The sequence below is a fragment of the Pseudomonas sp. B21-047 genome, from assembly GCF_024748775.1.
In the GTDB taxonomy this organism is placed as follows: Bacteria; Pseudomonadota; Gammaproteobacteria; order Pseudomonadales; family Pseudomonadaceae; genus Aquipseudomonas; species Aquipseudomonas capeferrum.
In genome coordinates this window covers 1,545,714-1,572,118 of record NZ_CP087169.1, presented here as the reverse complement: position 1 = coordinate 1,572,118, position 26,405 = coordinate 1,545,714, and the positions used below count along the sequence as shown (strand labels likewise).

The 26,405-nt window shown below is 61.6% G+C and carries 20 protein-coding genes and 1 pseudogene; 7 read left to right on the top strand and 14 right to left on the bottom strand.

The annotated features are described in order from the left end of the window. Positions 1–9: 9 nt before the first annotated feature. From murB to LOY26_RS07165, 8 genes are all read right to left on the bottom strand, one after another. Entirely contained in the window at positions 10–1,029 is a 1,020-nt protein-coding gene (gene murB, locus LOY26_RS07200; protein ID WP_186653768.1) for a UDP-N-acetylmuramate dehydrogenase, read from the bottom strand. Further along, positions 1,026–1,490, bottom strand: coding sequence for a low molecular weight protein-tyrosine-phosphatase (locus LOY26_RS07195; protein ID WP_033700581.1), 465 nt, complete (start codon positions 1,488–1,490; stop codon positions 1,026–1,028). The genes murB and LOY26_RS07195 overlap by 4 nt, the downstream gene beginning before the upstream one ends. Further along, the gene (gene kdsB, locus LOY26_RS07190) at positions 1,490–2,254 is read right to left on the bottom strand and encodes a 3-deoxy-manno-octulosonate cytidylyltransferase (RefSeq protein WP_047583572.1); all 765 of its coding nucleotides are present in this window, start codon (positions 2,252–2,254) and stop codon (positions 1,490–1,492) included. Before kdsB ends, LOY26_RS07195 begins: the two co-directional genes overlap by 1 nt. Next, positions 2,251–2,436 (bottom strand): Trm112 family protein, encoded by a 186-nt coding sequence (locus LOY26_RS07185; RefSeq protein ID WP_003247142.1) that lies wholly within the window; start codon positions 2,434–2,436, stop codon positions 2,251–2,253. The genes kdsB and LOY26_RS07185 overlap by 4 nt, the downstream gene beginning before the upstream one ends. A 43-nt stretch (positions 2,437–2,479) precedes the next feature. Further along, positions 2,480–3,490: a tetraacyldisaccharide 4'-kinase gene (gene lpxK, locus LOY26_RS07180; RefSeq protein WP_186653753.1), complete on the bottom strand. Its 1,011-nt coding sequence runs from the start codon at positions 3,488–3,490 to the stop codon at positions 2,480–2,482. Then, positions 3,490–3,924 (bottom strand): biopolymer transporter ExbD, encoded by a 435-nt coding sequence (locus LOY26_RS07175; RefSeq protein WP_186653751.1) that lies wholly within the window; start codon positions 3,922–3,924, stop codon positions 3,490–3,492. Before LOY26_RS07175 ends, lpxK begins: the two co-directional genes overlap by 1 nt. Then, the gene (locus LOY26_RS07170; RefSeq protein WP_033700585.1) at positions 3,921–4,556 is read right to left on the bottom strand and encodes a MotA/TolQ/ExbB proton channel family protein; all 636 of its coding nucleotides are present in this window, start codon (positions 4,554–4,556) and stop codon (positions 3,921–3,923) included. Before LOY26_RS07170 ends, LOY26_RS07175 begins: the two co-directional genes overlap by 4 nt. A 113-nt stretch (positions 4,557–4,669) precedes the next feature. Next, entirely contained in the window at positions 4,670–6,880 is a 2,211-nt protein-coding gene (locus tag LOY26_RS07165; RefSeq protein ID WP_258714531.1) for a DNA internalization-related competence protein ComEC/Rec2, read from the bottom strand. Between the two features lie 142 nt (positions 6,881–7,022). On the opposite strand from LOY26_RS07165, the pseudogene LOY26_RS07160 reads away from it, so the two are divergent. Next, positions 7,023–7,520: pseudogene (locus LOY26_RS07160) on the top strand (DUF2062 domain-containing protein); the annotation flags it as partial. 12 nt (positions 7,521–7,532) lie between these two features. Here LOY26_RS07160 and LOY26_RS07155 read toward each other — a convergent pair. The 3 genes from LOY26_RS07155 to LOY26_RS07145 form a co-directional block, all read right to left on the bottom strand. Then, a complete protein-coding gene (locus LOY26_RS07155; protein WP_033700586.1) occupies positions 7,533–8,312 on the bottom strand; it encodes an ABC transporter permease in 780 nt (259 codons plus the stop codon). After that, complete coding sequence (locus LOY26_RS07150) at positions 8,309–9,241, bottom strand: ABC transporter ATP-binding protein (RefSeq protein WP_186653745.1); 933 nt, start codon at positions 9,239–9,241, stop codon at positions 8,309–8,311. Before LOY26_RS07150 ends, LOY26_RS07155 begins: the two co-directional genes overlap by 4 nt. A gap of 132 nt (positions 9,242–9,373) precedes the next feature. Continuing rightward, positions 9,374–9,997 (bottom strand): glutathione S-transferase, encoded by a 624-nt coding sequence (locus LOY26_RS07145; protein WP_033700589.1) that lies wholly within the window; start codon positions 9,995–9,997, stop codon positions 9,374–9,376. A gap of 188 nt (positions 9,998–10,185) precedes the next feature. Between LOY26_RS07145 and LOY26_RS07140 the strand changes: the two genes are divergently transcribed. The 6 genes from LOY26_RS07140 (at position 10,186) to LOY26_RS07115 (ending at position 18,507) form a co-directional block, all read left to right on the top strand. Continuing rightward, positions 10,186–12,633 (top strand): acyl-CoA dehydrogenase, encoded by a 2,448-nt coding sequence (locus tag LOY26_RS07140; RefSeq protein WP_258714530.1) that lies wholly within the window; start codon positions 10,186–10,188, stop codon positions 12,631–12,633. 81 nt (positions 12,634–12,714) lie between these two features. Continuing rightward, positions 12,715–13,125, top strand: a complete 411-nt coding sequence (locus tag LOY26_RS07135) for a PA2817 family protein (RefSeq protein ID WP_186653738.1) — start codon at positions 12,715–12,717, stop codon at positions 13,123–13,125. Positions 13,126–13,484: 359 nt separating this feature from the next. Beyond that, a complete protein-coding gene (locus tag LOY26_RS07130; protein ID WP_186664067.1) occupies positions 13,485–14,027 on the top strand; it encodes a fimbrial protein in 543 nt (180 codons plus the stop codon). A 90-nt stretch (positions 14,028–14,117) separates the two neighbouring features. Continuing rightward, positions 14,118–14,873 carry a molecular chaperone gene (locus tag LOY26_RS07125; protein WP_186664065.1) on the top strand — a complete coding sequence of 252 codons (756 nt, stop codon included), beginning with the start codon at positions 14,118–14,120 and terminating at the stop codon, positions 14,871–14,873. Positions 14,874–14,899: 26 nt separating this feature from the next. Continuing rightward, on the top strand, positions 14,900–17,398 hold the full coding sequence (locus LOY26_RS07120; protein ID WP_258714529.1) for a fimbria/pilus outer membrane usher protein: 2,499 nt from the start codon (positions 14,900–14,902) through the stop codon (positions 17,396–17,398). Between the two features lie 26 nt (positions 17,399–17,424). Further along, complete coding sequence (locus LOY26_RS07115) at positions 17,425–18,507, top strand: fimbrial protein (protein ID WP_258714528.1); 1,083 nt, start codon at positions 17,425–17,427, stop codon at positions 18,505–18,507. A gap of 11 nt (positions 18,508–18,518) precedes the next feature. Here the strand turns inward: LOY26_RS07115 and LOY26_RS07110 are convergent, their stop codons facing one another. From LOY26_RS07110 to LOY26_RS07100, 3 genes are all read right to left on the bottom strand, one after another. Next, complete coding sequence (locus LOY26_RS07110) at positions 18,519–22,313, bottom strand: hypothetical protein (RefSeq protein WP_258714527.1); 3,795 nt, start codon at positions 22,311–22,313, stop codon at positions 18,519–18,521. A 649-nt stretch (positions 22,314–22,962) separates the two neighbouring features. Then, the gene (locus tag LOY26_RS07105) at positions 22,963–23,457 is read right to left on the bottom strand and encodes a hypothetical protein (protein WP_258714526.1); all 495 of its coding nucleotides are present in this window, start codon (positions 23,455–23,457) and stop codon (positions 22,963–22,965) included. Positions 23,458–23,475: 18 nt separating this feature from the next. Continuing rightward, positions 23,476–26,055, bottom strand: a complete 2,580-nt coding sequence (locus tag LOY26_RS07100) for a hypothetical protein (protein ID WP_258714525.1) — start codon at positions 26,053–26,055, stop codon at positions 23,476–23,478. Between the last annotated feature and the right edge of the window lie 350 nt (positions 26,056–26,405).

Below are 26,405 nucleotides of genomic sequence, written 5' to 3'. Positions count from 1 at the left end.
ACCAAACAATCAGTACAGATTAGGCTCCATCTCGAGCTCAACCCCGAACCGCTCGCGGATGTCCGCCTGGATGCGCCGCGCCAAGTCATGCAACTGCGCCCCGCTCGCCTGGCCATAGTTGACCAGCACCAACGACTGCAGCCGATGCACGCCCGCATCGCCATCGCGATACCCCTTCCAGCCCGCCTGCTCGATCAGCCACCCCGCCGCCAACTTCACCTGGCCATCAGCCTGAAGGTAAGCCACAACGCCCGGGAAACGCCCGCGAATACCCTCGACAAGCTCAGCAGAGACCACCGGGTTCTTGAAAAAACTCCCGGCATTGCCCAATTCGGCCGGGTCCGGCAACTTCTCCCGGCGAATGCTGCAGATAGCGTCGCTGATCGCCTGCGCGCTGGGCTGTTCAACGCCCTGCTCCACCAAGCGCTGGCGTACCGGCCCATAATCCAGATGAGCCTGCAGCGTATGGCTCAGCGCAAAGCGCACCCGCAAGATCAACCAGCGGCCAGGGTTACGCTTGAACAGGCTGTCGCGATAGCCAAAGGCGCACTCTTCCAGACCAAAATCACGCAACTCACCGGTCTGGCGATCCAGCGCAGTCAAGCCGGCGAACACATGCTTGATCTCGACGCCATAGGCGCCCACGTTCTGCATCGGTGCTGCGCCCACGGTGCCCGGGATCAGGCTGAGGTTTTCCAACCCACACAAACCTTGCGCCAGCGCCCACTGCACGAACGGGTGCCAAGGCTCACCCGCCTCGGCTTCAACCACCACGCGCTCGCCGTCATCGCTCAGCACGCGGCGGCCACGGCTGGCCATGTGCAGCACCAGCGCATCGATATCACCGGTCAACAGCAGGTTGCTGCCTCCGCCGATGACCAGCACTGGCAGCCCGCGCTGCTGTGCCTGGGCCAGCGCTTCGCGCACCTCGTCATCATCATGCACCTGGCTGAAATACCGGGCCTTGACGTCAATGCCGAAGGTATTGAAAGGCTTGAGCGAAACCTGCTCCTGCCAAAGCGCTGTCATAACCGCCCCTTGATTTCCACCACCAATGCCTGGCACGCCACCTCGATCAGGTCCAGCACCTGCTCGAAACCGGCGGCGCCACCGTAGTACGGGTCTGGCACCTCATCCAGCTCCGCGCCATAGCGGCGCAGGAAAAGGTCGAGCTCACCTGACGCCGAATGCGGGCGCAGGGCACGCAAGTGGCTCAGGTTGCTCTCGTCCATGGCCAGGATCAGGTCGTACTCGGCAAAGTGCGCCACGCTCACCTGCTGGGCGCGTTGCTGCGAAAGGTCATACCCGCGGGCCAGCGCGGCCTTGCAGGTACGGCCGTCTGGGGCCTTGCCGACGTGCCAGTCACCGGTACCAGCCGACGCCACGTGCACCTGCTCGGCAAGCCCTGCGGCCTGCAACTGATGACGCAGCACGCCCTCGGCGGTGGGCGAGCGGCAGATGTTGCCCAGGCAAACGAACAGGACGCGCATCAAGCCTCCAGCAGGCGCCTTACGCGCTCCAGGTCTTCAGGGGTGTCGACACCCACGGCGGGCGCCTCGATGGCGTCTTCGACATGAATGCGCACGCCATGCCACAGGGCGCGCAACTGCTCCAGCGCCTCGGTCTGCTCAAGCCAGCACGGGCCCCAGCCGACGAAGTCCTGCAAAAAGCCCACGCGGTAGGCATACATGCCGATGTGACGGCGGTAGGGCACACCTTCGGGCAGTTGGTCGCGGCCCTTGGCGAAGGCATCACGCGCCCAGGGCAGCGGCGCACGGCTGAAACTCAAGGCCAGGCCGTTCTTGTCGCTGACGACCTTGACCGCATTGGGGTTGAACACGGCCTGCGGCTCGTGGATCGGCTCGGCCAGAGTGGCGATGCCGGCTTCCGGGTGGGCCGCGAGGTTCGCCGCCACCTGGTCGATGATCACCGGCGGGATCAGCGGCTCGTCACCCTGCACATTGACCACGATGGCGTCGGCAGGCAAGCCGAGACGCGCCGCCACTTCGGCCAGGCGATCGGTGCCGGACTCATGGTCGGCGCGGGTCAGCAGCACTTCGGCGCCAAACGCCTGGCAGGCCTCGACGATACTGGCATCGTCGGTGGCGATGACTACACGGCTGGCAGCACTTTTACGCGCCTGTTCCCACACGTGCTGGATCATCGGCTTGCCGGCGATCGTTAACAGCGGCTTGCCCGGCAGGCGCGTGGAGCGCAGGCGGGCGGGAATCACCACGGTGTAGTCCAGGCTCATTTGTCCAGACGCTCGTCGTCGGTCAGGGTACGCGCTTCGCTTTCCAGCATCACCGGGATGCCGTCGCGGATCGGGTAGGCCAGGCCCGCGCCCTTGCTGATCAGCTCGGTCTTGTCGGCGCTGAGCTTGAGCGGACCTTTGGTGATCGGGCAGGCCAGGATATCGAGCAGTTTGGTGTCCATGGAAGCTTCCTTGAGGCCAAGTGGCCGGCAATTGATTAGGGGCTCAGGGCTTACGGTGCCCAGGCAGCAAGCGTTGCAGCTGGCTGTCGAACCAGGCGCTGAACGCCGGCGACGGCTGCGCCTCGACGGCCAGGTACCACCAGTCGTTGGCAGCGAAGGCACGGCATTTGACCGCGTCCTTCTCGGTCATCACCAGCGGCAATGGCGGTGTGAACGACAGGCGGTCGGCGCTGAATTGTGCGTGGTCGGCAAAAGGGTGCGGCACTGGCTGCCAGTTTAGCCCCAGCAGGGTATTGAAGAAACGTTGCGGGTTACCGATACCCGCCACCGCATGCAGGCGCTGGCCTGCCGGGAACAGATCAAGGCCGCGACGCTCGCCGCTGCGCACATTGACCAGCGCGGACGGCTGCAAGCGGAAGGAAAAACCTGCTTCTGCGTCAGCGCTGGCACCGTTGAACAGCACCGCATCGGCCTCTTGCAGGCGTTCGACCGGTTCGCGCAGCGGCCCGGCCGGCAGGCAGCGCCCATTGCCAAGGCCACGGGCGGCATCAATCAGCACCAGCTCAAGGTCGCGCGCCAGGCGGTAGTGCTGCATGCCGTCATCGCACAGGATCAGGTCAAGCGGCTCGCTGGCCAGCAGCGCCTGTACGGCGCGGGACCGATCAGGGTCGATCATCAGCGGCACGCCCGTGCGCTGCACGATCAACAGCGGTTCATCACCGGCCTGTTCGGCGCGCTGATCGGCCTCGACGCGCCAGGGCAGATGCATGGGCTTGGCGCCATAACCGCGGCTGACCACCCCGACCTTGAGCCCCTGCTTTCGGCAATGCTCGATCAGCCAGAGGATCATCGGCGTCTTGCCAGTACCGCCCACAGTGATATTGCCCACCACGATGACCGGCACCGGGGCTCGGTAGCTGGCGCTTTCACCCCTGAGAAAACGCGCACGCTTGCGCATCACCACACGGCGGTACAGGGCTTCGAGCGGGCGCAGCAGCGCCAGCGCCGGATGCCCGGCGTACCAGGCAGCGAGCAAACGGTCGGCGAAGGCCATCAAGGTGTCCCCTGGGCGGCCTCGACGGTGGTCATGCGCAACTGGCTGAAGCCGAGCTTGCCGGCCGCATCCATCGCGGTAACCACGGCCTGGTGCGGGGTCTTGCCATCGGCGCTGATCGCCAGCGGCAAACTGTGATCACCGCCCGACGCCTGCTCGATGGCCTCGCTCAAGGTGGCCAGGTCGCTCTTGGGCAGCAGGTTGTTGTTCACCGAATACACGCCCTCGGCGCTGATGGTGATCTCCACCCGCTTGCCCTCATCGGCCGGCGGCTGCTCGGCACTGGCGGCCTCGGGCAGCTCGACGCGCAGTTGCGTCTCGCGGGTGAAGGTGGTGGTGACCACGAAGAACAGCAGCAGGACGAACACCACGTCGATCAACGACGCCAGGTTGATGTCGACGTTCTCCCGCTGGCGATTGCGCCGAAACTTCACGCCTTGCCTCCGGCCACTTCGACTTCGCGGTCGCCCTGGATCACTTCCACCAGCTTGATCGCCTCTTGCTCCATACCGACTACCAGCTCATCGATGCGGCGCAGCAGGAAGCGGTGGAAGAACACCGCCGGGATACCGATCATCAAGCCCGCTGCGGTGGTGACCAGTGCCTTGGAGATACCGCCGGCCAGCACAGCGGCATTGGCAGTCATCTGCGAGCCCATGAAGGCGCTGAAGATGTCGATCATGCCCAATACGGTGCCCAGCAAGCCCAGCAGCGGGGCCATCGCGGCAATGGTGCCGAGGGTGCTGATGTAGCGCTCAAGGTCGTGGATGACGCGCGACGCGGCCTCCTCGATGCACTCTTTCATGATCTCGCGACCATGGCGTGAGTTGGCCAGGCCCGCAGCGAGGATTTCGCCCAACGGCGAATCGGCGCGCAAGGCCTTGAGCTTGTCACTGGTGAGTTGCTTGTCCTTGATCCACATCCAGACCTGGCCCAGCAGGTGTGGCGGGGTCACGCGGCTGGCGCGCAGGGTCCACAGGCGCTCGACGACGATAGCCATGGCAACGATGGAACTCAGAATGATCGGCAGCATCATCCAACCACCGGACTTGACCAATTCCCACACAGTAAACGCCCCTTCGGAAAAAGGCCGCCACTCTATCATAGGAGCGCAGGGGGCTCATCTGCCGAAGGTCAGGGAATTGGCTGCCGGGTTTTCAGCGGTAGCGCTTCAGGGCCTCATTCCCCACCCCGCCAAAACCGCCGCTGCCCGCGCACACCTTCCACCGCCCCCTGCGCCCCCAACACCAACCGCAACGCCCCGTCCACCGCCGTATCATGAATCGCCAGCCCATGCCGCCGATAACGTTCGACCACTTGCGCATGTGGATGACCAAAACTGTTGTTACGCCCCCGCGAAATCAGTACCCCGCGCGGCGCCGTAGCGCGGATAAACGCCTCGGTGGACGAACTACGGCTGCCATGGTGCGGTGACTGCAACCAATCGATACGTGTCGCCCCGTGGGCCGCCAGCCATGACCGTTCGGCACCCGCCTCCATATCCCCAGCCAACAGCAGCCGCTCCCCCTGCGCCTCGACTAGCAGCACACAAGAGCGGTCATTGCTGCTTTGCCCTTCGGCCCAACGCCATAGCGAAAAGCGCACCCCATCCCATTCCCATTGCTCCCCACTGACACATGGTTGCAGCGCCAGGCCCTCCAGCGCCTCGCCACCCAGCATCCGCCTGACCGGCAGCCCACGGTGGATAGCCCCAGCACCGCCCGCATGGTCGGCGTGGGCGTGGCTGATCAACATCAGGTCAAGGCTGCCCACCCCCAACTTACGCAGGGTTGGCAGCACCACCCGCTCGCCCAGGTCGTACTCACCCTTGGCCGGCCCGGCATCGTAGAGCAGGCTGTGATGACGGGTACGCAGCAGTACCGCCAGCCCCTGGCCGACATCCAACTGCCAGACTTCCACCTGCCTTGCCGCCACCGGCTCTCTGGGTACCCACAGGGCCAGCAGCATGACCCCACCCAACCCGCGCATGGGCACGCCACGGGGCAACAACACCAACAGCGCGGCCACGCCAACCAACGCCCAGGCCCACAGTGGCAGAGCCGGCGGCACCCAGGCTGGCCGCCAGCCCGCGACCACGGCCAACCCCCTGAACAGCACATCCAGTAAGCCACCGGCCAGCCACAACAGCGCCTCCCCGAAGCCCGGCAGGGGCAAAAGCAACGTACCCAGCAACGCCAACGGCAAAACCGCCAGGCTGACCCACGGTACCGCCAGCAGATTGGCCAGCGGCGCGCTCAGGCTCACCGGCAAACCAGTGGCCAGCAGCACCGGCAGCAAACCGATAGCGATCACCCACTGCGCGCGCGTCCAGGCCTGCCAGGGCCGCCAGCCGCCCAACCGGGCGCTGAAGCAATAAATAAGAATGGCCACGGCAGAAAACGACAGCCAGAGCCCAGGCAACAGCCCCGCCAACGGTTCGACCAGCAGCACCGCGACCAGCGCCAGCAGCAACGGCAGCATGGCGCCGAGGTGGCGAAAACGCAGGCGCCAGAGCAGCACCACAGCCAGCATCAGGCAGGCGCGCTGTACCGGTACGCCAGCGCCGGCCAGCCAGCCATAGGCCAGTGCTGCCGCCATGGCCAAGCCACACGCCCAGGGCAACCAGGGCAGCCGTGCGGGCCAAAGCCCCCACCGCGCCAGCCCGGCGACCAAGCCATACAGCAGGCCCGCGACCAGGCCGATATGCTGCCCAGAGATCACCAGCAGATGGACCGTGCCCGTGGCCTGCAACGTCTGCCAATCCTCGCGGGCCAGGCCCCCGCCATCCCCAAGCACCAACGCCACCAGCGCCGCCTGCCGGCCGTTGGCATCGACCGCCAGCAGGCGTTGGCGCAGTTCGTCCCGCCAGCCACCGGCCACTGCGCTCAACACCTGCCCAGCCTTGACCGTGCCAGTGGCGCCAATCCGCCGGGCCAGCAACTGCGCTTCGCGATCAGGCCCGTGCGGGTTCAGCAGCCCGACAGGGCGCTGCAAGGTCACCGCCAAACGCCAATGCTCGCCCGCCCTGAGTGGCGGCCCGTCGTACCAGCTCAGCTGCAAGCGCCGTGGCAATGCGCCACGCCGCGAAGCGGCCTGCTCCAGCTCGAACCGCACACCTTGCGCGGTGCGGCTCGGCAGGCCGGCTACCCTGCCCTCCAGCCACACTGTGCGGCCATCAAGCCCAGGCGCGAGCCGATCGTCCAGCGCGTGCTGGGCCGACCAGCACGCCCAGCACAGCCCCAGCACAAAGCAGCCCAATGGCCACAACCGGGTGAACAGGCTGGCGACGGCGCCGAGCAACAGCACAAGCAGCCATCCGACCGATGGCAATACGGGAAGAAAACCCAGGCAAAGCAGCCCGAGTGCGAGCGCAAACATCCCTGTGCGCATAAGGTAGAGCCCCAGAAGCGAAATGACCTTCTGAGGCATAGCGCAAATGCTGGCAAACCTTGCTCAACAATTGTCACAAACTCTAAACGAGGCGGTTAGGGATTCAAGGCATACTGCCCCGATAAACGCCCCGGGAGCCTACATGCCGCGCCGTCTTTTCAAACGCTACATGCCGGATCCGACCAGCATTCGGGAACACAAATCCTTACGCTTTTTCGGCAAATTGCTGCACGACCCGAACCTCTGGCACCTGAACCGGCACTCGGTGGCTCGGGCCATGGGCGTGGGGCTGTTCGCAGCGCTGATCCCCATCCCCATGCAGATGCTGCTGGCCGCTGCGTTGGCGATCCCGGTACGTGGCAACCTGCCAATCGCCGTCAGCCTGGTATGGCTGACCAACCCGCTGACCATGCCACCGGTGTTCTTCATCACCTACATGACCGGCGCCTGGCTGTTGCAGATCCCGCCGCGCACACTGCCCGACGAACTGACCTTCGAATGGATCACCGACCAGCTGTCGACCGTGTGGCAACCCTTCCTGCTGGGCTCGGTGGTGTGCGGCGTGGTGCTGGGCATCCTCGCCTACTTCACCACCATGCTGTACTGGCGCTGGTGGGTTGGCCGGCAGTGGCGCCGGCGCAAGCTCAAATGCTCATGCACGCATGCCGCGGCCGCTGACCAGCAGGCGAATGCAGAGGGTGTAGAGCACCGCAGTGGCGACCAGCATGAAGGTGATCGCCGTGCCAATGCTGATATCCGACACCCCTAGGATGCCGTAGCGGAACGAGTTGACCATGTGCAGCACCGGGTTGGCCATTGACACGGCCTGCCAGAACGGCGGCAGCAGGTTGATCGAATAGAACACCCCGCCCAGGTACGTCAGCGGCGTCAGCACGAAAGTGGGGATGATCGAGATGTCATCGAAGTTACGTGCGAACACCGCGTTGACAAAGCCGAGCAACGAGAAAATCGTGGCCGTCAGCAGCACCACGACGACAGTGACGCCAAGGTGATGCACCTGCAGGTGAGTAAAGAACATCGACAGGATCGTGACGATCACCCCCACTGCCAGCCCACGCAATACGCCGCCCAGCACATAGCCGACGAGAATGGTGTGCGGCGATACCGGCGACACCATCAGTTCTTCGATCGAGCGCTGGAACTTGCTGCCGAAGAAACTCGACACCACATTGCCATAAGAGTTGGTGATCACCGACATCATGATCAACCCGGGCACGATGTACTCCATGTAGGTAAAACCACCCATGTCGCCGATCTGCCGGCCGATCAGGTTACCGAAGATGACGAAGTACAGGACCATGGTGATCGCTGGCGGCAGCAAGGTCTGTGGCCAGATCCGCAGGAAGCGCCGCACTTCACGGTAGACGATGGTGTTGAGGGCGACCCAGTTGGTGCGCAGTTCCACACTCATACGGCCACCTTCGACAGGTTTTTTTCCACCAGGGACACGAACAGCTCCTCAAGTCGGTTGGTCTTGTTGCGCAAGCTCTGCACTTCGATGTTCTGCAGCGCCAGCTGGCCGAACAGCGCCGTGATGCCGATGTCCTTGTCCACCTGCACCTCCAGGGTATGCGGGGTGATCAACCGGCACGGGTAGCCCTGTAGCGCAGGGGCGGCGGGCAGGTCCTGCTTGAGGTCGAGAACGAAGGTTTCGACATGCAGCTTGCCCAGTAGCTGGCGCATGCTGGTGTTCTCGACGATGGTGCCGTGGTCGATGATGCCGATGTTACGGCACAGCTGCTCAGCCTCTTCCAGGTAATGCGTGGTGAGGATGATCGTGATGCCCTTCTGGTTGAGCTCGGTGAGGAAGCTCCACATCGACCGGCGCAGCTCGATGTCCACACCAGCGGTGGGCTCATCGAGAATCAGCAGGCGCGGCTCATGGATCAGCGCACGGGCAATCATCAGCCGGCGCTTCATGCCACCCGACAGCGAACGCGACTGCACGTCGCGCTTGTCCCACAGGCCCAACTGGGTCAGGTACTGCTCGGCGCGCTCCCTGGCAAGCTTGGGTGGGATGCCGTAATAGCCGGCCTGGGTGACGACGATATCGAAGGTCTTTTCGAACTGGTTGAAGTTGAATTCCTGCGGCACCACGCCCAGGCAGCGCTTGAGCGCAGAAGGCTCGCGGTCCAGGTCGTGGCCGAACACGTTCACCGTGCCACTGGTCTTGTTGACCAGGGTCGAAAGAATACCGATGGTGGTGGATTTACCGGCGCCGTTGGGGCCGAGCAAGGCGAAAAAGTCACCTTCGGCGACGTCCAGATCGATGCCTTTGAGGGCCTGGAAGCCATTACCGTAGGTTTTGGTCAGCTGTCGAATGGACAGGGCAGAACTCATAGCGGGTCACGTACCGAGTGAAAAGGTCAGGACACGCCAGGGCAAATCACTGGCGCAGTGAGTGCGGCCATGGTGCTAGGGCTGGCCGCACAAGTACAGTCATGTGTATTGATAGTGACTATCGAGGCAGGTTCAAGTCAGCGCTGTCATCACCGCTGCCTGATAGGCGGGGCGCTGTTTGAGGCGCGCGTACCAGGCCTCCAGGTGATACATGGCCGGGCGTTCGATGGGCAGTTCGAACCAGGCATAGATGAAGCTACCCAGTGGGATGTCGCCCATGCCGATCTGGTCACCGGAAAGGTAGGGTTGCCTGGCCAGGGTTTCATCGGCAATCGCCAGCAATTGCGCGCACTGCTTGTGTGCGGCGTTGATCGCCACCCAGTCGCGCTGGTCTTCAGGCGTGCGCAGCAGGCCCCAGAACAACGGGCGGAACGGGGTGGCGAAGGACGAGGTGGTCCAGTCCATCCACTTGTCTGCCAGGGCCCGCTGCCGCGGGTCGTCCAGGTACCAACCCTGCTCTTGGCCATATTCGGCGCAGAGGTAGCGCACGATGGTATTGGACTCCCACAGGGTCAGGTCGCCATCTTCGAGCATCGGCACCAGGCCATTGGGGTTGCGTGCACGGTAGTGCGGCTCGTTGACCACGCCGAAAGCGCCGCCGGCATCGATGGATTCGAAGTCGAGGCCCAGCTCGTGGGCGATCCACAGCGCCTTGCGCACATTGCTCGAGTTCTTGCGGCCCCAGATCTTCAGCATGGCAACGTCCTTATGAGTGCAGAGGGCTGAAGTCTACTCCAGACCTGCGCCGCCTGTACCAGCATAGACAGACGATGCCCTGAAACTCCTGCTGCCACACCCTGTCACTGTTCTGACGATGCCGTTCATAGCGTTGCGTCTAAGCTCTGTGGGTTAGCTCTAGCCCCTGGTTCCAAGGAGGAGTGATTATGTTGCTGTTGTGGTTGGTGGTTCTGGTGATCGGCGCTGCGTACCTCACGCACCGGCGCCTGCCGCCCTTGCAGATACTCGGCATCATCGCCATCTATACGCTGCTGATGGGTATCTTCAGCAAGGCCCCCGGCTGGCTGCTAGCGGTGATCTGGCTGATACTCGCAGCCAAAACCGCGCTGCTGGTGCTGCCTGACTGGCGCCGCAAGGTATTCACGGGCCCTGTGTTCAAATGGTTCCAGCGCACCTTGCCGCCTATGTCGCAAACCGAACGCGAAGCGATCGATGCTGGCACCGTGTGGTGGGATGGCGAGCTGTTCAGCGGCCGCCCAGACTGGCGCACCCTGCTCGCCTACCCGGCGCCGAAACTCACCGAAGAGGAACAGGCCTTCATCGATGGCCCGACCGAAGCGCTCTGCGCCATGGTCAGTGACTGGCAAATCGGCCAGGACATGGACTTGCCGCCCGAGGCCTGGCAGCACATCAAGACGCATGGCTTCTTCGCCCTGATCATCCCCAAGGAGTACGGCGGCAAGGGCTTCTCTGCCCATGCCCACTCCCAGGTGGCCATGAAACTGGCCACGCGCAGCGGCGACCTGGCCTCCACCGTCATGGTCCCCAACTCACTGGGCCCGGCCGAGCTCCTGCTGCATTATGGTACCGACGAACAGCGCAACCACTACTTGCCGCGCCTGGCCCGCGGTGACGATATCCCTTGCTTCGCCCTCACCGGCCCGCTGGCCGGTTCCGATGCGGGCGCCATGCCTGACACGGGTGTCATCTGCAAAGGCCAATGGCACGGCGAAGAGGTCATCGGCCTGCGTCTGAACTGGGAGAAGCGCTACATCACCCTGGGCCCGGTCGCTACTCTGCTGGGCCTGGCCTTCAAGGCCTATGACCCAGACCATCTGCTTGGCGAAGAAGAAGAGCTCGGTATCAGCCTGGCGCTGATCCCGACCGATACCCCTGGCGTTGAAATCGGCAAGCGCCACCTGCCACTGGGCGCGGCCTTCATGAATGGCCCTAACAGTGGCAAGGACGTGTTCGTGCCCCTGGACTTCCTCATCGGCGGCAAGGACATGCTCGGCAAGGGCTGGATGATGCTGATGAACTGCCTGTCGGTGGGCCGTTCCATCTCGCTGCCAGCCGTAGGCACAGGCGCGGCCAAGTACACCAGCCTGGTGACCGGCCAGTACGCGAACATTCGCGAACAGTTCAACGTGCCACTGGCCGCCTTCGAAGGTATCCAGGAATCGCTGGCCCGCATCGGCGGCAACGCCTGGCTGATGGACAGCGCCCGCTTGCTGACGGCCAAGGCCGTGGACCTGGGCGAGAAACCTTCGGTGTTGTCGGCCATTCTCAAGTACCACCTGACCGAGCGTGGCCGCGAATGCATCCAGCATGCCATGGACGTACACGGCGGCAAGGGCATCATCATGGGCCCCAACAACTACCTGGGGCGCAACTGGCAAGGGGCGCCGATCTTCATCACCGTCGAAGGCGCCAATATCCTCTCGCGCAACCTGATGATCTTTGGCCAGGGCGCCATCCGCTGCCACCCGTTCGTACTCAAGGAGATGGCACTGGCCGCTCGCGAAGACCGTGACCAGGCGCTGGTCGAGTTCGATGAACTGCTGATGAAGCACATCATGTTCGCCGCCGGCAATGCGGCCAGCACCTTGGTGTATGGACTGGGGTTGGGCCACCTGGAAAAAGTGCCGGGCGATGCCCTGAGCCAGGGCTACTTCCGCGCCCTCAACCGCCAGGCGGCAGCCTTTGCACTGATGGCCGACTTGTCGATGATGCTGCTGGGCGGGGCACTCAAGCGCCGCGAACGCCTGAGCGCACGCCTGGGTGATGTGCTGAGCTACTTGTACCTGGCCTCTGCCGCGCTCAAGCGCTATCACGATCTGGGCTCCCCAGAGCACATGCGAGCGCTGTTGCGCTGGGCGATGGAGGAGAGTCTAGGCCAGGCGGAAAATGCGCTGGACCGTCTGCTCGACAACTTCCCCAACCGCTTCATGGGCTGCGCGCTGCGCGTGCTGGTGTTTCCGTTCGGCCGTCGTCATACCGGCCCCAGTGATGAACTGGATGCCGAAGTAGCCGAACTGATCGGCCGCAGCAAGGGTGACCCTGCACTGGAAGAGCTGCTGGCCGGTTGCTACAGGCCCCAGGCAGAAGGCGATCCGGTTGCGGCGCTGCAACGGGCAAGCGACCTGCTGGATGACGTAGCGCCCCTGCACAAGGCCCTGCACCAGGCGCTCAAGGAAGGCAAGGTGCAACCGGCAGCCGGGCAGTTGGCGGTTGACGCTGCCGTCGACTCGGGTGTGCTTCAGCCTGCGGAGGCTCAGCGCCTTCATGCTGCCGAAACGGCTCGGCGAGCAGTGATCGATGTGGATGCGTTCGACAAGGCGCAACTGCTGCCGACAACAGGCAAGGTGCGCTGAGCGATCGGCAAAAGGGGCCGCACAGCGGCCCCGACCGGCGTATACTCCGCCCCCGTTTTCAGCCACCCCGAGGTCCCTTCCATGGCCACCCCGCACCTGGACTACCACCTGCAACTGCTGCATCACCTGCGCACCATCCTGGTTGCCCTGGGCGAAGCCGAGCAGGTGCCAGAAGAAAGCCACGCCCTGTTCCTCGAGCGCTTCGACGAACTGCTGACACTGCTGCCCCAAGACCCTCTGGAGAGTCAGTACCTGGGCCAGGACCTGATCTGCCAGGTCATCCAGCGCTATCCGCAGATCGCTCATCTGGTGCCACGTGACTTACTGTGGTTCTTCGGCGGCGACTGCCTGCACTTCATGCCCGACGATGAGTTGGACTTATATCAGCAGCTCGAAGAACGTCGCCATGAAGCCGAGCAAAATGATGAACCCTTCGACTGGCACCTGGAAAAAAAACTGTTGGCCCTGCCAGGCCAGGGTGACTTGCACTGACCGGCCCAGCCTGATTACGCCTCATGCCCTGCGTGAGGCGTAATTCTCACACCCGGCCGTCACTCAGCAGTTAAACCCCCGCCTCCTTATTTACCCCACCTTGCAAACTATTCTGATTGCAACTCACCCGCCCCCCACACGGCCTTCCTTTCCCACTTAAACTTCTTCAGAAAATACAACATAAAAATCTGCATCCGCCTATTTGAAAAAAATAATTGGCAGTCACTGCAATATTCAGTATTGCACATTAAAAACACCCACCCCTACACTTGCAACCGGCGTCACGCCCCAAACTAACCACGCTCGTCAGTTTGCGCATGATTGCCACATACACTCCACTATCAAACCAGAGGTCATTAATGAAGAAGTCTCTTCTCGCGCTTTCGCTCGGCCTGCTTTCGGCAACGGCTATGAATACCGCATTTGCCAACACCGGCATCATCAACTTTGAAGGCAGCATTACTGCCGACACTTGCCCAATTACCATCATCGATCCGGGCAATGGCGCGAGCAATAGCGTAGACATGGGCAGCGTTCCTGCAGCAAGCTTCACCGCCGCCAACCAGGAACGCGTGGGCAAGCGCTTCAACGTCGTAATCCCGGACCAACAGGAATGCAAAGGCACCAGCAACGAAGCCAACGTATTGTTTGCCGGCAGTGCAGACTCAAGCGGTAGTTATTTCGCGATCAAAAGCGGAGCCAATGCTGCAGACAATATTGCCATCGCCATACGCGACAGCAACTCCAACTTGCTGGTTCCTGGCACACAATCGGCGGATATGCCCCTCGCCGCCAGTGGCGACACTGTTATTCCGTTCTATGCCTACTACCGCTCGATTGGCTTCCCCGTCGATGCCGGCGAGGCCAATGCGGATGTGAACTTCACCGTCACCATCAAGTAACACTGAGCACACGTACAACGTTAAGCGTTGTACGCCTGTTTGAATGTCATTGCCAGGCGCGCGCTGCGCCTGGCTCAGGGGGCTACCCACATGCCATTTTCATTGTATCGGGCGCTTCGTGCGCATCCCGCCGTGGCCGCCTGCGCGGCCGTATTCATTCTCGGCATGCCAACTGCAGATAGCCACGCGGCGTTGACCCTGAGCAATACCAGAATCATCCATCAGAGCGACAACCGCAGCACCTCGGTAGTGGTTCGTAACCCGAGCCAACAGACGTACGCGGTACAGGCCTGGATCAACACTGAAGCGGACGACAATGTCAGCGTGGTACCGCTGCTGCCGGCGCCCGCATTATTCCGTCTGGTACCGGGCAACGAACAACTGCTGCAGATCAACGCACTGCCCAACACATTGGCCGAAGACCGCGAATCGCTGTTCTTCCTCAATGTCCAGGAAATCCCGCAGGCCGTTCCTGGCCAAGGCAATGCTTTGAACATTGCCCTGCGCACTCGGCTGAAACTGTTCTACAGGCCCCATCAGCTCAAAGGCACCCCGGCGACCGAGGCTAAAAACCTGCAGTTCTCATTGCGCATGGTCGCAGGTGAGGCTCACTTGCGGGTGCACAACCCCTCCCCTTTCCATATCACGTTCAGCCAGCTCAACCTCGCCGACCCGCAGCAATCCGCCCGCGTGAAAAACCCGGCCATGCTTGCCCCTTTCAGTGGCGAAGACTACGTCGTCAAGGGCATCCAGCCCAGCAGCCAGCTTCAGGCGGAGTTCGGCGTGATCAATGACTTCGGTGGGTTCACCCCATTGCTCAAGCAACCCGTCGCTGCCACCCGTTAACAGCCCCCCGGCAAGGATTCGTCCCAATGATCGTTATCACGCCTAGCTGGCGGGCATCAGGCCGTCAGTGGTATGGCTTTTTGTGCCTGTCAGGTAGCTTGGCCATCTGGACGCCGACCGTTCATGCGCAAAGTACCGCCCCCGTGGAATTCAATGCGGGCTTTTTGCGCCATACCAGTGAGCTTGCCCAAGGCGTATCCAGCGCGATCCTCAACACATTGAGTGAGCATCAGACCCTCGCCGCAGGCCGTTATCGGGTTGATATCCTGGTCAACCTCAACCCAGTAGGCAGCCGCGAACTGGACTTCAGCGCAGACGACAATCAGCAGCTTGCGCCCTGCCTGCCCGCAGCAATGCTCGCCGAGTTCGGTGTCAGGGCAGAGGGTTTGGCCGATGCCAGCCTCAGCAACGCCGCCTGCCTCGACCTCGCAAGGGTCATCCCGGGCGCCACAGTCGATTTCGATAGCAGCACACTGCAAGTGGCGCTTTCCGTCCCGCAAATCGCCATGCGCCGCGGCATCGCCGGCAGCGTCGACCCTGCACGATGGGACAAGGGGATCAACGCTGCGTTCATCAATTACCAGGCATCCACCCTGCAGGGCCGCCATCGCCGCAGCGGGAGCACTGCCAGCAGCGATCTGTACCTGAACACGGGGATCAATCTCGGCGACTGGCGCCTGCGCAGCAGCCAGTCGTGGCGCGATGCCAACGATGGCGAACAGCAGTGGACCCGCACCCAGACCTACGCACAACGGGATATCCCCGGCACCCGCGCCAACCTTACCTTGGGCGAGACCTTTCTCGACAGCGACGTGTTTCGAGGCATCCCGGTCAGCGGTGTACGCATCGCCTCGGACATTGGCATGCTGCCCGACGTACTGCAAAACTATGCCCCGATCATCCGTGGCGTGGCGCAGACGCGGGCGAAACTGGAAGTGTGGCAAAACGGCTACCCGATCTACTCAACCTTCGTCAGCCCAGGCCCCTATGCGATCGATGACCTCAGCACCTCTGGCAGCGGAGAACTGGAGGTTGTCCTGACCGAAGACGACGGCGAGGTAAAGCGCTTCACCCAACCGTACTCCAGCATCGGCAACCTCATGCGCCGGGGCGTATGGCGCTACAGCGCGGCATTCGCCCGTTACAATCCTGCCAGTAGCTTGGACAAGCCATGGCTGGCGCAGGGCACCCTCGCGACAGGTCTGGCGTGGAACACCACCCTGTACGGCGGCCTCATGGCCAGTGAGTATTACCACGCCGCCAACCTGGGTGTGGGCCGGGATTTTGCCGAACTGGGCGCGTTGGCCTTTGACGTTACCCACGCCCGCGCCGAGGTGGATGCCAACACCGGTGCCCAAGTGCAGGGGCTGAGCTACGCACTGAAATACGGCAAGGCCTTTATCACCGGCACTAGCCTGCGCTTTGCCGGCTATCGCTATTCGACCGAAGGCTACCGAGATTTTGACGAAGCGGTAAGCCAACGCGGCCGCGAGGGCCTGTTTCTGGGTAGCCGCCGTAGCCGCATGGAGGCGTCAGTTTACCAGTCGCTGGGCAAACGCCACTCACTGAGCTTGAGCCTGTCGCAGCAGGATTACTGGCAACACAACGACACACAGCGCCAATATCAACTCGGCTTCAATACCCACCTGGCAGGCGTCAGCTGGAACCTGTTCGCTTCACAGTCGTTGTCTGATGCACGTGGCAAGTCCCGGCAACTTGGCCTGAGCCTGTCCATGCCGCTGGAGTTCGGGCGCTCTACCCACGTTGGCTACAACGTCTTCAGCAATGCCAACGGCTACAACCAGCGCGCCTCGCTCAGGGGCAACGAAAAAGGCTACAGCTACAACGCAAGCGTCGGCCAGGATGAACGCTACCGCAACAACGCTGCCCTGACGATCATCCATCAAGGCCCGTATGCCTCGGTCAGCGCAGGCCTGACCGAGGCCAGCGACTATCGCAACTTCTCCTTGAACGCCAGCGGTGCGGTATTGCTGCACGGTGACGGGCTGCTGTTCGGCCCCTACGTGGGGGACACGGCGGCAGTGGTCGAGGTGCCGGCGGTGGCGGGGGTGGGTGTGCAGAACGCGACAGCCGCACAGACCAACCAGGACGGCTACGCCATGATCCCCTACCTGCAACCCTATCGGGTCAATAACCTGGTTTTACAGACCGACCAACTGGGCCCCGAAGTCGAGATCGACAACGGCACCGCGCAAGTCGTACCGCGACGCGGCGCCATCGTCAAACAGCGCTTCGCCGCCCGCCACGTTACCCGCCTGGTGCTGACCCTGCACGACGCCGGTGGCCAGCCGCTGCCATTCGGCGCTCGCCTGCAAGACCGCGACGGCCAGATGCTTGGGCTTATTGGCCAGGGCGGGCGCGTCATGCTGAGCGACGTCGAACAGGCCCAGACCTTGAGCGTGCAATGGGGTGATCAGGCGGATGATAGCTGTGAGTTCGACGTCGACCCGCAGGCCCTCGACAGCACCCAGGGCTACCGCCTGCAAAACCTAACTTGCGCTTGAAAGCATCGCACGAGGAAACCGCACACATGAGATCAATCAAGTCCTGGCTGCCCTTGGCCGCGCTCGTGGTCATCGCTGGCCAGCACCAGCAGGCACTGGCAAATGAAGTCACGAGTCATTATTGCCATTGGGACAGCAAGCAGCCGAGCGGACCAATGACATTTACCAGAGACTTAGGCACCGTCCACGTGCCGCGCGACGCCAGGGTGGGACGGCTGCTGGGCATCGAGAACAATCAGGCCTTTACCCCCAATCCCGAACGCGCAAGGCTTGTGTGCAATAACGATGGAACGCAGCGCTATACCTTCACGTTCAGCGAGATGCAGGCGTTGGTACCGGTGCCAGGTTTTGATGGCCCCGTCATGCCCACCAATGTGCCGGGCATTGGCGCACGGGTGCGCATCGGTAGTCCGTTCAACAACCTCAACGACTCGCACTTCGTCCCGATAGGTGAGCCCTTTGTGCCCTTCCAGGCCGTCCACAACCGGCAGTCATGGCTGACGGAATTCGCGTTCACCCACCTGAGCCACAGGATCACACTCGTGAAAACAGGTGACACACCCCTGGGTATACACAACCTGGATACCCCCCTGTTCAGCGGCCACCTGGATCACCCGAACATCGGCCATGCCTTCATCTACTACCTGAAGGGGCAAATCAGGAATACCGAATGCAGCCTGAGTGGCAGTGGGGTCAGCGCCAACCCGGTGCTGCTGGGCGACTGGGCCACCTCGGACTTCACCGGCGTTGGTTTCGTCACCCGGCCGACGCCCTTCCAGATCGTCCTGAGCGGCTGCCAGATCGACCCGGACCGCAATACCTACGCCACCATCGAATTCGCCGGGGTCAACGGTTCAGTACCCATCGGCCCGCCCAGCGACGGCGTGTTCGGCTTAACCGGGGACTCCGGCGCCGAAGGCGTAGGCATCCGCTTGCTCGGGGACGGCGGCAGCCCGGTGCCTTTGCAGACCGAAGTGGAACTGGTGCCGCTCAACGATGGCACGACCACCCTCAACTTCGCAGCGCAGTTCATTCAGACCAAGCCCAGCAACGCTGTGCGTGCCGGGCTGGCCAAAGGCGCCTTGAACTTCATCGTCCGCTATCGCTAACCTGCCGGGGTTCAACGGGCTGCGCTGGTGGTACTGCTGAGCACGTCTTGCGGGTCGTAGCTATAACTCGCTGACGTTTCAGGCGTCACCACCTGCAGCAGGCGGTTCAGCGAGTCGTAGTGAAACTCGCGCCCCGCCTCGTCGCGCACCAGATTGCCGTTGGCGTCATACGTCAAATCGATGCGTTTCGGGTAATCGTCATGGTCATTGGTGATCGAGCTCAGCTGCGCAGGGTCGGTATTGTCGAAGGCGTAGATCGCCTGGTTGTCCCCGCCCGGGAAGAGGGTGATGACCCGGGTGATATTGTCCAGCTCGTCAAAGGAGAAGGACTGTCGAGTGATCGTCTTGCCGTAAGGGTCAACCGGGGCCAGCGGGCTGTCCGGGGTGCAAGTGTAGCGGATAAGGCGGCCTCTTCTGTCGTAGTAATATGCCTCGTCACGAAGTACCTCCTCGCCCTCCTTCAGCACACGCTTGGTAATATTATCGATGTCGTCGTAGTGCTGTTCGAGGGTCTGGACAGAATCGCCAAAGTCAAAGGTACGCAACTGCTCGCGTTCGAATGCATCGTAGTGCAGTGAGGTCTTCAAGACCTGCCCACTGAGCATGTCCCGGGTGGTGGTAGTTTCGTTGCGCCCGAAGGCGTCATACGTGAAGTCCGCCTGGATCAACACTTCCAGTTCGGGTTCGGGTTCCTGGTGATGCACCTGGTACGCGGGCACTGGCCCAGATACCGGGCGGCACAGCTGGGTCTGCAGCAAACGGCCGGCAGTGTCGTACTGGTACAGCTGGAGTTGTTCGAGAACATCGGCATACGCCAGGATGCGCCCACGCAGGCTGTAGTCGTAGCTCATGCTGTGGCTCTGTTCATCGTCACGCTGTTCATACTTGACCTGGCCAGTGCTGAAATACTCACGCGTGACTTTCATCTCGGGGGTATCGCAACTGAGCAGGCGGCCATTCTGCGGATCACGCTGATAGTTGGCCGTGACGCCCGACAGGATGCGTTTTTGCGGTTCATCGCTGAGCGCTGGCAGGTATTCATATTCGACCACTTCACCATCGGCGGCGATCATCCGGCTCGGTTGTGCCTGGCCAGGGGCGTATTCGAAGCGTTGCAAGCGCCCACCGGTGGTGGCGCTGGTACGACGCCCCAAGCCGTCGAAGGTCTGTTCACCCAGCAAGATCGCGTTGACCTTGATGCTGATAGGCAGGTCTTCGCGGCTGTGCGGTGCATAAGCACGGTGAACGACATGGGTGTCGGGCAGGGTATGGGCTAGCAAGCGGTCAAAGGCATCGTAGCTGTACTGGTTGACCCGCGGGTCCAAGCCCTGCCCTACGCTTTCCTTGGTCACACGCCCCAGGCCATCGTACTCGTTACGCTGCAGGCTGATCGCCACATCCTCCAGGTCGAAGCGCTCGATACGCACAGGCTTTCCGAACAGGTTCAGCCAGGTGATGGTCGCGCCGGTAATGGCCTGGCTAGCGCAATGTTCTCGCCATTGTGTGATGATCGGCCCGTTGGACTGGGGCGTGCCGACCGGGTCGGTCTGCTCGAAGGTGCTCACCCCGTCTGGCCCGGTCATGCAGTATTGGGCGCCCCAGTCGTCATACTCGAACGTCGTGGTGAGCTCAAGCGTGTCCTGGCCCAGCCAGTCGATTTCAGTTTGCTCGACCATCAAACCAAAGGCATCGTAGCGGGCGCGATAGCTGGGGCGAGACGCACCGTCAAAATCGGGGTTGTCGACATCTTGCCGCTCTTCAGCGATGGCGCGGTTCAGGCCATCGAGACACGAGGTCGTCATGACCTGCTTGACGTCATGTTGCCACTGCATCGCCTGATCGCCTTCATTCGCGCAGAGGCGATATTCGTAACGGCGTGAAGCTTCATAAGGTTTGCCGGGCGCTACCGTTTCGCGAGTGACGCGGCGCAAGGCGTCGTATTCATAACGAATCTCGATGTCGCTTTCGCCCGCCCCCGTCTGGTCTTGGTTGAGCAGCGGCTCGCCAGTGAGCAGCGAATGCTCGAGGTGGATTGTCTTGCTCTCGCCGTCATGGCCGCTAAGCCGCTCTTGCGTCTTCAATACGGTTTCATAGGCATAGGTAGCCGGGGCCTTGGTGTAAACGTATTCAGTGGTGGTCTCGTAAGCCTCCGACACGCCCGGCGAGGACTCGTCGAAATTGCTCACGACCTGCTTGATCACCCTGCCGTGGAGAAAGGCGTCTTCGTCCGCATCGGCATGCTGAAACTGCGTGGTTTCCAGCAGCGCCTGGGAGGAAATATCGGACAATGACTCTTGTTCGACCAGATGCGCAGGTGCGACGCCGCTGCCGCTCAGGGCCGGCAGGGTAAGGTAGCGATACGTGCGGCAAAGCACGGGCGCAAACCCTTTGCCAGTTGCAGCCGGTGTGGTGGTCGTTTGCTTGAGGTGGCGCACGAAGCCTTCCGGGTCGGCCGGATGGCCATCTTCTTCGGCTGCCGAATACCACTGGTTGGTCTGGTTGACACCGGTGGCCTCGGTCTGGGTCAGCAGGTTGCCATGGTTGTCGTAACTGCGGGTAACTCGCTCGGTACGAGGTGGTAGACAACTGCCGTCTAGCGCCCAGCTGCGTACGTCTTCGATCGGCAGCTGACAGGTTGGTGACTGCTGTTCGAAGGGCCTGCCGTCGACCACATGGTAGCGGGTGATGTTCTCCTGTACGTGACCGTTCTGCCGGGTCGTTTCACGGACCATCAGGTGCAGGCGGTTGAAGCGACGCTCAATGACGCGGGCCACACGCCCGCCGATCATTAGCTTTTCATCGGAGCCGTACTCGTAGGCGTCGAGGTAGCTGTACAGGTTGTCGTACCCAGAGGTGTCGTCCCACGGGATCTGTGTGCCACCACCGACGAAGTTGTGAGCACCGGGGTACTCATATTCATGGTCGACAAGCGCCTGCTCAAACCCAGGGTCAACCAGGTAACGGGTGACGCGGGGCAAGGCTGGCCGCCCACTGGCCGGGGGAAATTGGTGGCCGGAGTCGCCATACATCAACTGCTCGTGAGCTCCCGTAGGCGTCCAGGCGTCGCTTACGCACAGGAACCCGCGCACGCTGCTGTAGGCAAAACGCCAACTGGCTCGATCTGCACTGGGCAGTACGATGCTTGAAACGCGCGAGTCAGAGCTGGTCAGGTGAATTTCGTAGGTCGCCAACGGCTCCCCCCCCGCACCCTTCCCGGGTTGCTCCAGCAACGAGACCTTGCCGCCTTCGCGGGTAAGCTTGAACAGCAGCGTGCCATTACCGTCGATGACGCTGTCGAGAATCGGGTGGCGGCTGTCGAACAGGCTGTAAGTTAAATCAAGGCGATGCCCCAAGGGCGAAAACAGCGTGGATGTCATCCACACCTGATGGTCACGGGTGCCTTGCCGAGTAAGAATCTCGACCAGGCCAGAACGGTGCACAACACGTAAATCCGCATCGCCTTCGCGGTACACATGAAAACTGTCTATCTTCTGCTCGCGCAGGGTCATCGGGCTGGTGCTCTGGTCGGTGATCTTATAGGTTTCGCCGCTACTTAACGCCAGCACCTGGTTGTGGGGGGTGTACTGGGACAGTTGCAAATTCCAGCCCAGACCATAGCCGGAGTCTTCGCCATTCAACGGGCTGAAAAACAGATTGACCTCGAAGGCAGGGCCCTGCAGGTCATTGCCTTTGATCTCCGGCAACTTGAGCGCCACGGTATATTGACCAGTACGCGAGTCGACACCGCCCTTGACGAAGCTCATAAAGTTGAAGGCATTCGAGTGCACAGAATGTTGAGTAGTCATAACCACCTCATTAACGAGTAGGGATCTCTGCCCGCACGGCCCGATGAGTTACAAGCGTATATACCGTACGCACTGAAATGGCTCACCACGCCTGACATCCGGCACCGCATCTTTACTGATCAGGCGGAGTCCAGGCGCGATAATATTCCTATTCCTCGGATCAAAAGTTGAGAACAGGTCCTCTGCGGAAAATCGCTCACTCGTGACACTGTCAGCGGTCGTCTGCAATGTTGCCCACGTTAACAGACCAAAGAAGTTAGAACCATCAACAACACCACAACTTTCGCCTTGCGAGAATTGAAAAAGCCCCGAATTACCCACACCCTCAAATGTAATATGATATGCGCCATTGGGGCAACCCAATGTTCTGACAATGACTTCATCACTGTAACGCTCTGGCAGGAGAAGGCTGCACGTGGGCCCAGAGGGGTTCCCCTTGCTGTCAGCACCTTGCATTACAATGCGGCCTTGCGCGTTCAACCCTTGTACAACAAGGAGCCCGGCCAGCAACACCCCTACCCTCGATGATCGAACCAGGAAAGTATCTAAAAACATCGTAATTCTCCAATAGTTTTGTCAGGGCTAACGCATCATTTCGCCCGCGTTGGATCCCGGCGTGCCTGAAGCGCCAAACTCACCGTGCACATCGCTAAGGCCGCATAACCCTGATACAACTTAGCTGATCCCACTCGCTGTTCACAACGCGTTTGAATAGCATTTGAACACCTGCGGCAACGATTGGATTATTCATAGGATCGGCGGTCTGAATTTCAGCAACTGCCATCCATCTCGTGGTGGTCGGCTGCTTGATGGTGCGCAGTATAAATACCCAATCACTGCTCCTCGTGTCCGCGCGAAGAACACCACAGGTTCTATGATCCCAAAGTTCCAGAACCGCCCCCGACTCCACATTATTAAATTTGAAGTACTGAGAGTTGATGTGGCACCCCACTTCGTCGAGCCGTTGCGTGATACTGTACTTTTCCGGCAAACTGACCGAGCACTGTTTGCCCGCAGGCGCGCCCCCCTCGAATCGTTCGGCAAAATCAATCGAACCTTGCGCCTGCGCCTTCGACCCCGCCCCTAATAGCCCAAGGGACACGCAAACGAGCAACAAACAAGCGTATGACAATCTGTTGACCATGATGGCGCTCCTGGTATGTCAGTATTTCAGATCCAGCGCAACGGTGAGGGTACGGCCCGGTTCAACAAGCGTGGGTTCCACCCGGAGCTGCGTCAGGTAATTACGATTACTCGGTGTGTTTCGCGGCAGGTAGTCGATGCGTCGATAGTGTGAATTGCCCTTGCTGTCGTGCAGCAGTACCACCACGGGTTTGGAAACGAAGTCGCGATTCGGGTCACCCACCGGGTGATAGGGCATGTCGTCAACACGCACATTGACAATGACCAATGCACCGGTCTCAAAGCCTGTTGCCCCGACCTCCAGGTCGTTCTCACCCCACTTTTGCCTCTGCGACAAGGCCGGCAGGCTCGCGTCGAAGGTCACATACTGCGGATACCCGCGTTGTCGATTATGGAAAATGGAACCTGTGTAACTGAACATCGACTCGCCCACGTACTCGCTCTCCCAACGGATCATCGAGAGGTTGGTCAGCTTGGCGGGCTGCACCTGGTTATTTTCAACAGCCACGAATTCGCAACTGACGAAGTCCGCATAGCGGTATTTGAGTGTCCAGTAGTCGACCGTACGCAAATGGAAATCGAAGTCGTCTTCCTCAGGGTCACCCGGGTTACGCGAACCGCCCGCCACCCGAAGGCGCTCGAAACTGTAGTCCTCCGCGCCCTGACGCGGCAGCTCGGCTGCAGTCACCTCCACCGTCGCACGCGGGTCAGAGGTGTCGTTGGAGGAATGCCACTCACCGCTGTCGCTCTGGATGCGCGCATACAATTCACGGCTCTGGCCCACAGACGTTCTGCTGTGCAGGAACAGGCTGGTGGTCCATTGCCGGTCATTGAGCAGCTGCGACCGTTCTGAGTGCGCCGTGTTGGCATTGGCCATGTCGAAGCGGTTACCCGTGAGCCGGACGGCCCAAGGCGTTTCATCCGACGGTTCAATGCCCTCTTGCTGCTCATCGAGGAACGGCACATGCTCAGGCCCTCTTACCAGCATGAGGTTCAGGCTGGCTCGCTCTTCGACACTCAACGGGTAATCCTGCCCATTGGGCGCCGTTTCGATGTACACCTCCAGTTCCAGCTGCTGGTAGCCGTTGGCATACAGCCTGCCGAGCCGCCCGTTGTCCGCACCACCCAAAACTCGCACATTAAACACACTCAACAAGTTCCAGGACGCTTCCTGCGCCATTTCGCTCTGGTTGACCACGCTGTAGCCACTGGCGTACACCACGCCATTGTGAATCAGCTCGCAGACGGCCACGTTGCTCTGGCTGGCACTCTGGTCCGCACTCATGAACAGACCCCGTTCATCGACCTGGCCATCGCCCGCGAGCATCCGCCAACGCCGTGGAATGGCGTCCAGGAAGCGCCCATCGTCGGCCAGTTGCAAGCTGTTGCCGCGCTGCACATGGGCGGCATAGGGAGGGTCTACCGTCAGCAACTGCTGACCATTGACCAGTAACAAGGCCGTTGTCGCCTCAGCGGTGCCCTGCGCCCGCACCTGTTGTGCCACCAGAGAGCGCTGAACATCACGGGGTGTAGGAACGAACACGGCTTTTTGCCCATCCAGTTCCGCCAGTTCGCCATGGCGAGGTTCGATCAGCTCCCAACTCACCGGCGCCGCATCAGCGCTCCACCCGCTCAGGGCGATGGCCTCTTGTTGGCCAGGTGCGAAACTCGCCACCTGCGGGCAGAGCGTCAGCGCCTCGAACGTCACCAGCGCCCGCAGCGAAGCGACATAAGGACGGTTGGTCACGTCGCTGTCCACCTCGGCGGTGATCACTACGGCCATGCTTTCGCGGCCGATGGCATTGCGTGCCGGGCTGGTATAAAGGCCGCTGCGCGAGTCGATCTCGCCATGGCCTTGCACCGTGTGGCTGGACAGGCTGACCGCACGCCAGCGGCTGGCAGTTACGGGTTTGCCGGCACCGTCATGCAAGGTGAACTGCTGGCGCTGCCCTGCCTCAATGACGACGCCGGCCGGCTCGATATGATAGGTGGTGAGCAGCGGGTCGATATTGCCGAACACCACCAAGTCCAAGGGCGTTTTACGCTCTTTTTCGATAAAGGCGTGGGAGCCTGGGAACAGCAGGCTGCTGAGCACCTCCAGATGCCCATCGCGCACCTGCTCGAGCAAGCGTTGCGCGAGGACCAGCGTTGCCGAGTAGTCGCCATCGGGAATAAGGTAGGGGAAGTCCTCGCCGGGGAAAGCACCGTTCTGGCTGTCGCCAAGCACACGGATGAACACCAGCACCGCACCATCGCCATGGTTTGTCGAGCCGGGGATCCTGGCGCCGGGGGCAGCCTGGGTGCGAAGCACGAAGCTGGCCGGCGAGAGCGGGTCGTAGCCATCGAAGTCGATCATGCCCAGGTCGAAGGCACTGACACGGCCCGGCAAACCCTGGAACCAGGCGTGCAGCGCCGTGACCAGCGCTTCATTGAGCACGGGCTGCTCAGCCAGCAGATTGCAGGCCATTCGCGCGCCCTTGGTCAGGTCGAGGGTAACCCGCCCGCGCCGGTTAACCTCGCCCGCGACATGCTCCAGGTCGATCTCCATCTCAAGGTAAAAACCCATGGCCTCGGTGACGCTGAAGGTGGACAGCAGCACGCCGTTAGCTTGATCAAACGTGGTGCAGCGCCCGCCAACAACAGCGAGTGTAAGCAATGCCCGGGAGTTGCTCAGCGAGGCATTGCTGAAAGACAGCCGAGGCGTACCAAAGTTGATTCTCTCCAGTTTGATTCGATGTTCAGCAGGCGCCGGACTGGCCAGCGATTGGCTGAACGACGGCAGAAAACGCATCGTGTCCAGCCGCTCGTTGTATTGCTGTTCCAACAAATGATTGAGACGCGAGCGACTGTAAACAGCGACGGCCCCCCAACCCTCGGTTACCGGCCTTTCACTCATCCGCCGGAGCAATTGTTCCTTTGAATTGGCCATGATTCATCCTCATGTAACTG

Bases quoted from the DNA above. Each gene is read 5' to 3' on its own strand.
- LOY26_RS07155 (WP_033700586.1), bottom strand. From the start codon at position 8,312: ATGAGTGTGGAACTGCGCACCAACTGGGTCGCCCTCAACACCATCGTC.
- LOY26_RS07130 (WP_186664067.1), top strand. From the start codon at position 13,485: ATGAAGAAGTCTCTTCTCGCGCTTTCGCTCGGCCTGCTTTCGGCAACG.
- LOY26_RS07150 (WP_186653745.1), bottom strand. From the start codon at position 9,241: ATGAGTTCTGCCCTGTCCATTCGACAGCTGACCAAAACCTACGGTAAT.
- LOY26_RS07105 (WP_258714526.1), bottom strand. From the start codon at position 23,457: ATGGTCAACAGATTGTCATACGCTTGTTTGTTGCTCGTTTGCGTGTCC.
- LOY26_RS07120 (WP_258714529.1), top strand. From the start codon at position 14,900: ATGATCGTTATCACGCCTAGCTGGCGGGCATCAGGCCGTCAGTGGTAT.
- LOY26_RS07185 (WP_003247142.1), bottom strand. From the start codon at position 2,436: ATGGACACCAAACTGCTCGATATCCTGGCCTGCCCGATCACCAAAGGT.
- LOY26_RS07135 (WP_186653738.1), top strand. From the start codon at position 12,715: ATGGCCACCCCGCACCTGGACTACCACCTGCAACTGCTGCATCACCTG.
- LOY26_RS07145 (WP_033700589.1), bottom strand. From the start codon at position 9,997: ATGCTGAAGATCTGGGGCCGCAAGAACTCGAGCAATGTGCGCAAGGCG.
- lpxK (WP_186653753.1), bottom strand. From the start codon at position 3,490: ATGGCCTTCGCCGACCGTTTGCTCGCTGCCTGGTACGCCGGGCATCCG.
- kdsB (WP_047583572.1), bottom strand. From the start codon at position 2,254: ATGAGCCTGGACTACACCGTGGTGATTCCCGCCCGCCTGCGCTCCACG.
- LOY26_RS07165 (WP_258714531.1), bottom strand. From the start codon at position 6,880: ATGCGCACAGGGATGTTTGCGCTCGCACTCGGGCTGCTTTGCCTGGGT.
- LOY26_RS07195 (WP_033700581.1), bottom strand. From the start codon at position 1,490: ATGCGCGTCCTGTTCGTTTGCCTGGGCAACATCTGCCGCTCGCCCACC.
- LOY26_RS07110 (WP_258714527.1), bottom strand. From the start codon at position 22,313: ATGACTACTCAACATTCTGTGCACTCGAATGCCTTCAACTTTATGAGC.
- LOY26_RS07115 (WP_258714528.1), top strand. From the start codon at position 17,425: ATGAGATCAATCAAGTCCTGGCTGCCCTTGGCCGCGCTCGTGGTCATC.
- LOY26_RS07140 (WP_258714530.1), top strand. From the start codon at position 10,186: ATGTTGCTGTTGTGGTTGGTGGTTCTGGTGATCGGCGCTGCGTACCTC.
- LOY26_RS07125 (WP_186664065.1), top strand. From the start codon at position 14,118: ATGCCATTTTCATTGTATCGGGCGCTTCGTGCGCATCCCGCCGTGGCC.
- murB (WP_186653768.1), bottom strand. From the start codon at position 1,029: ATGACAGCGCTTTGGCAGGAGCAGGTTTCGCTCAAGCCTTTCAATACC.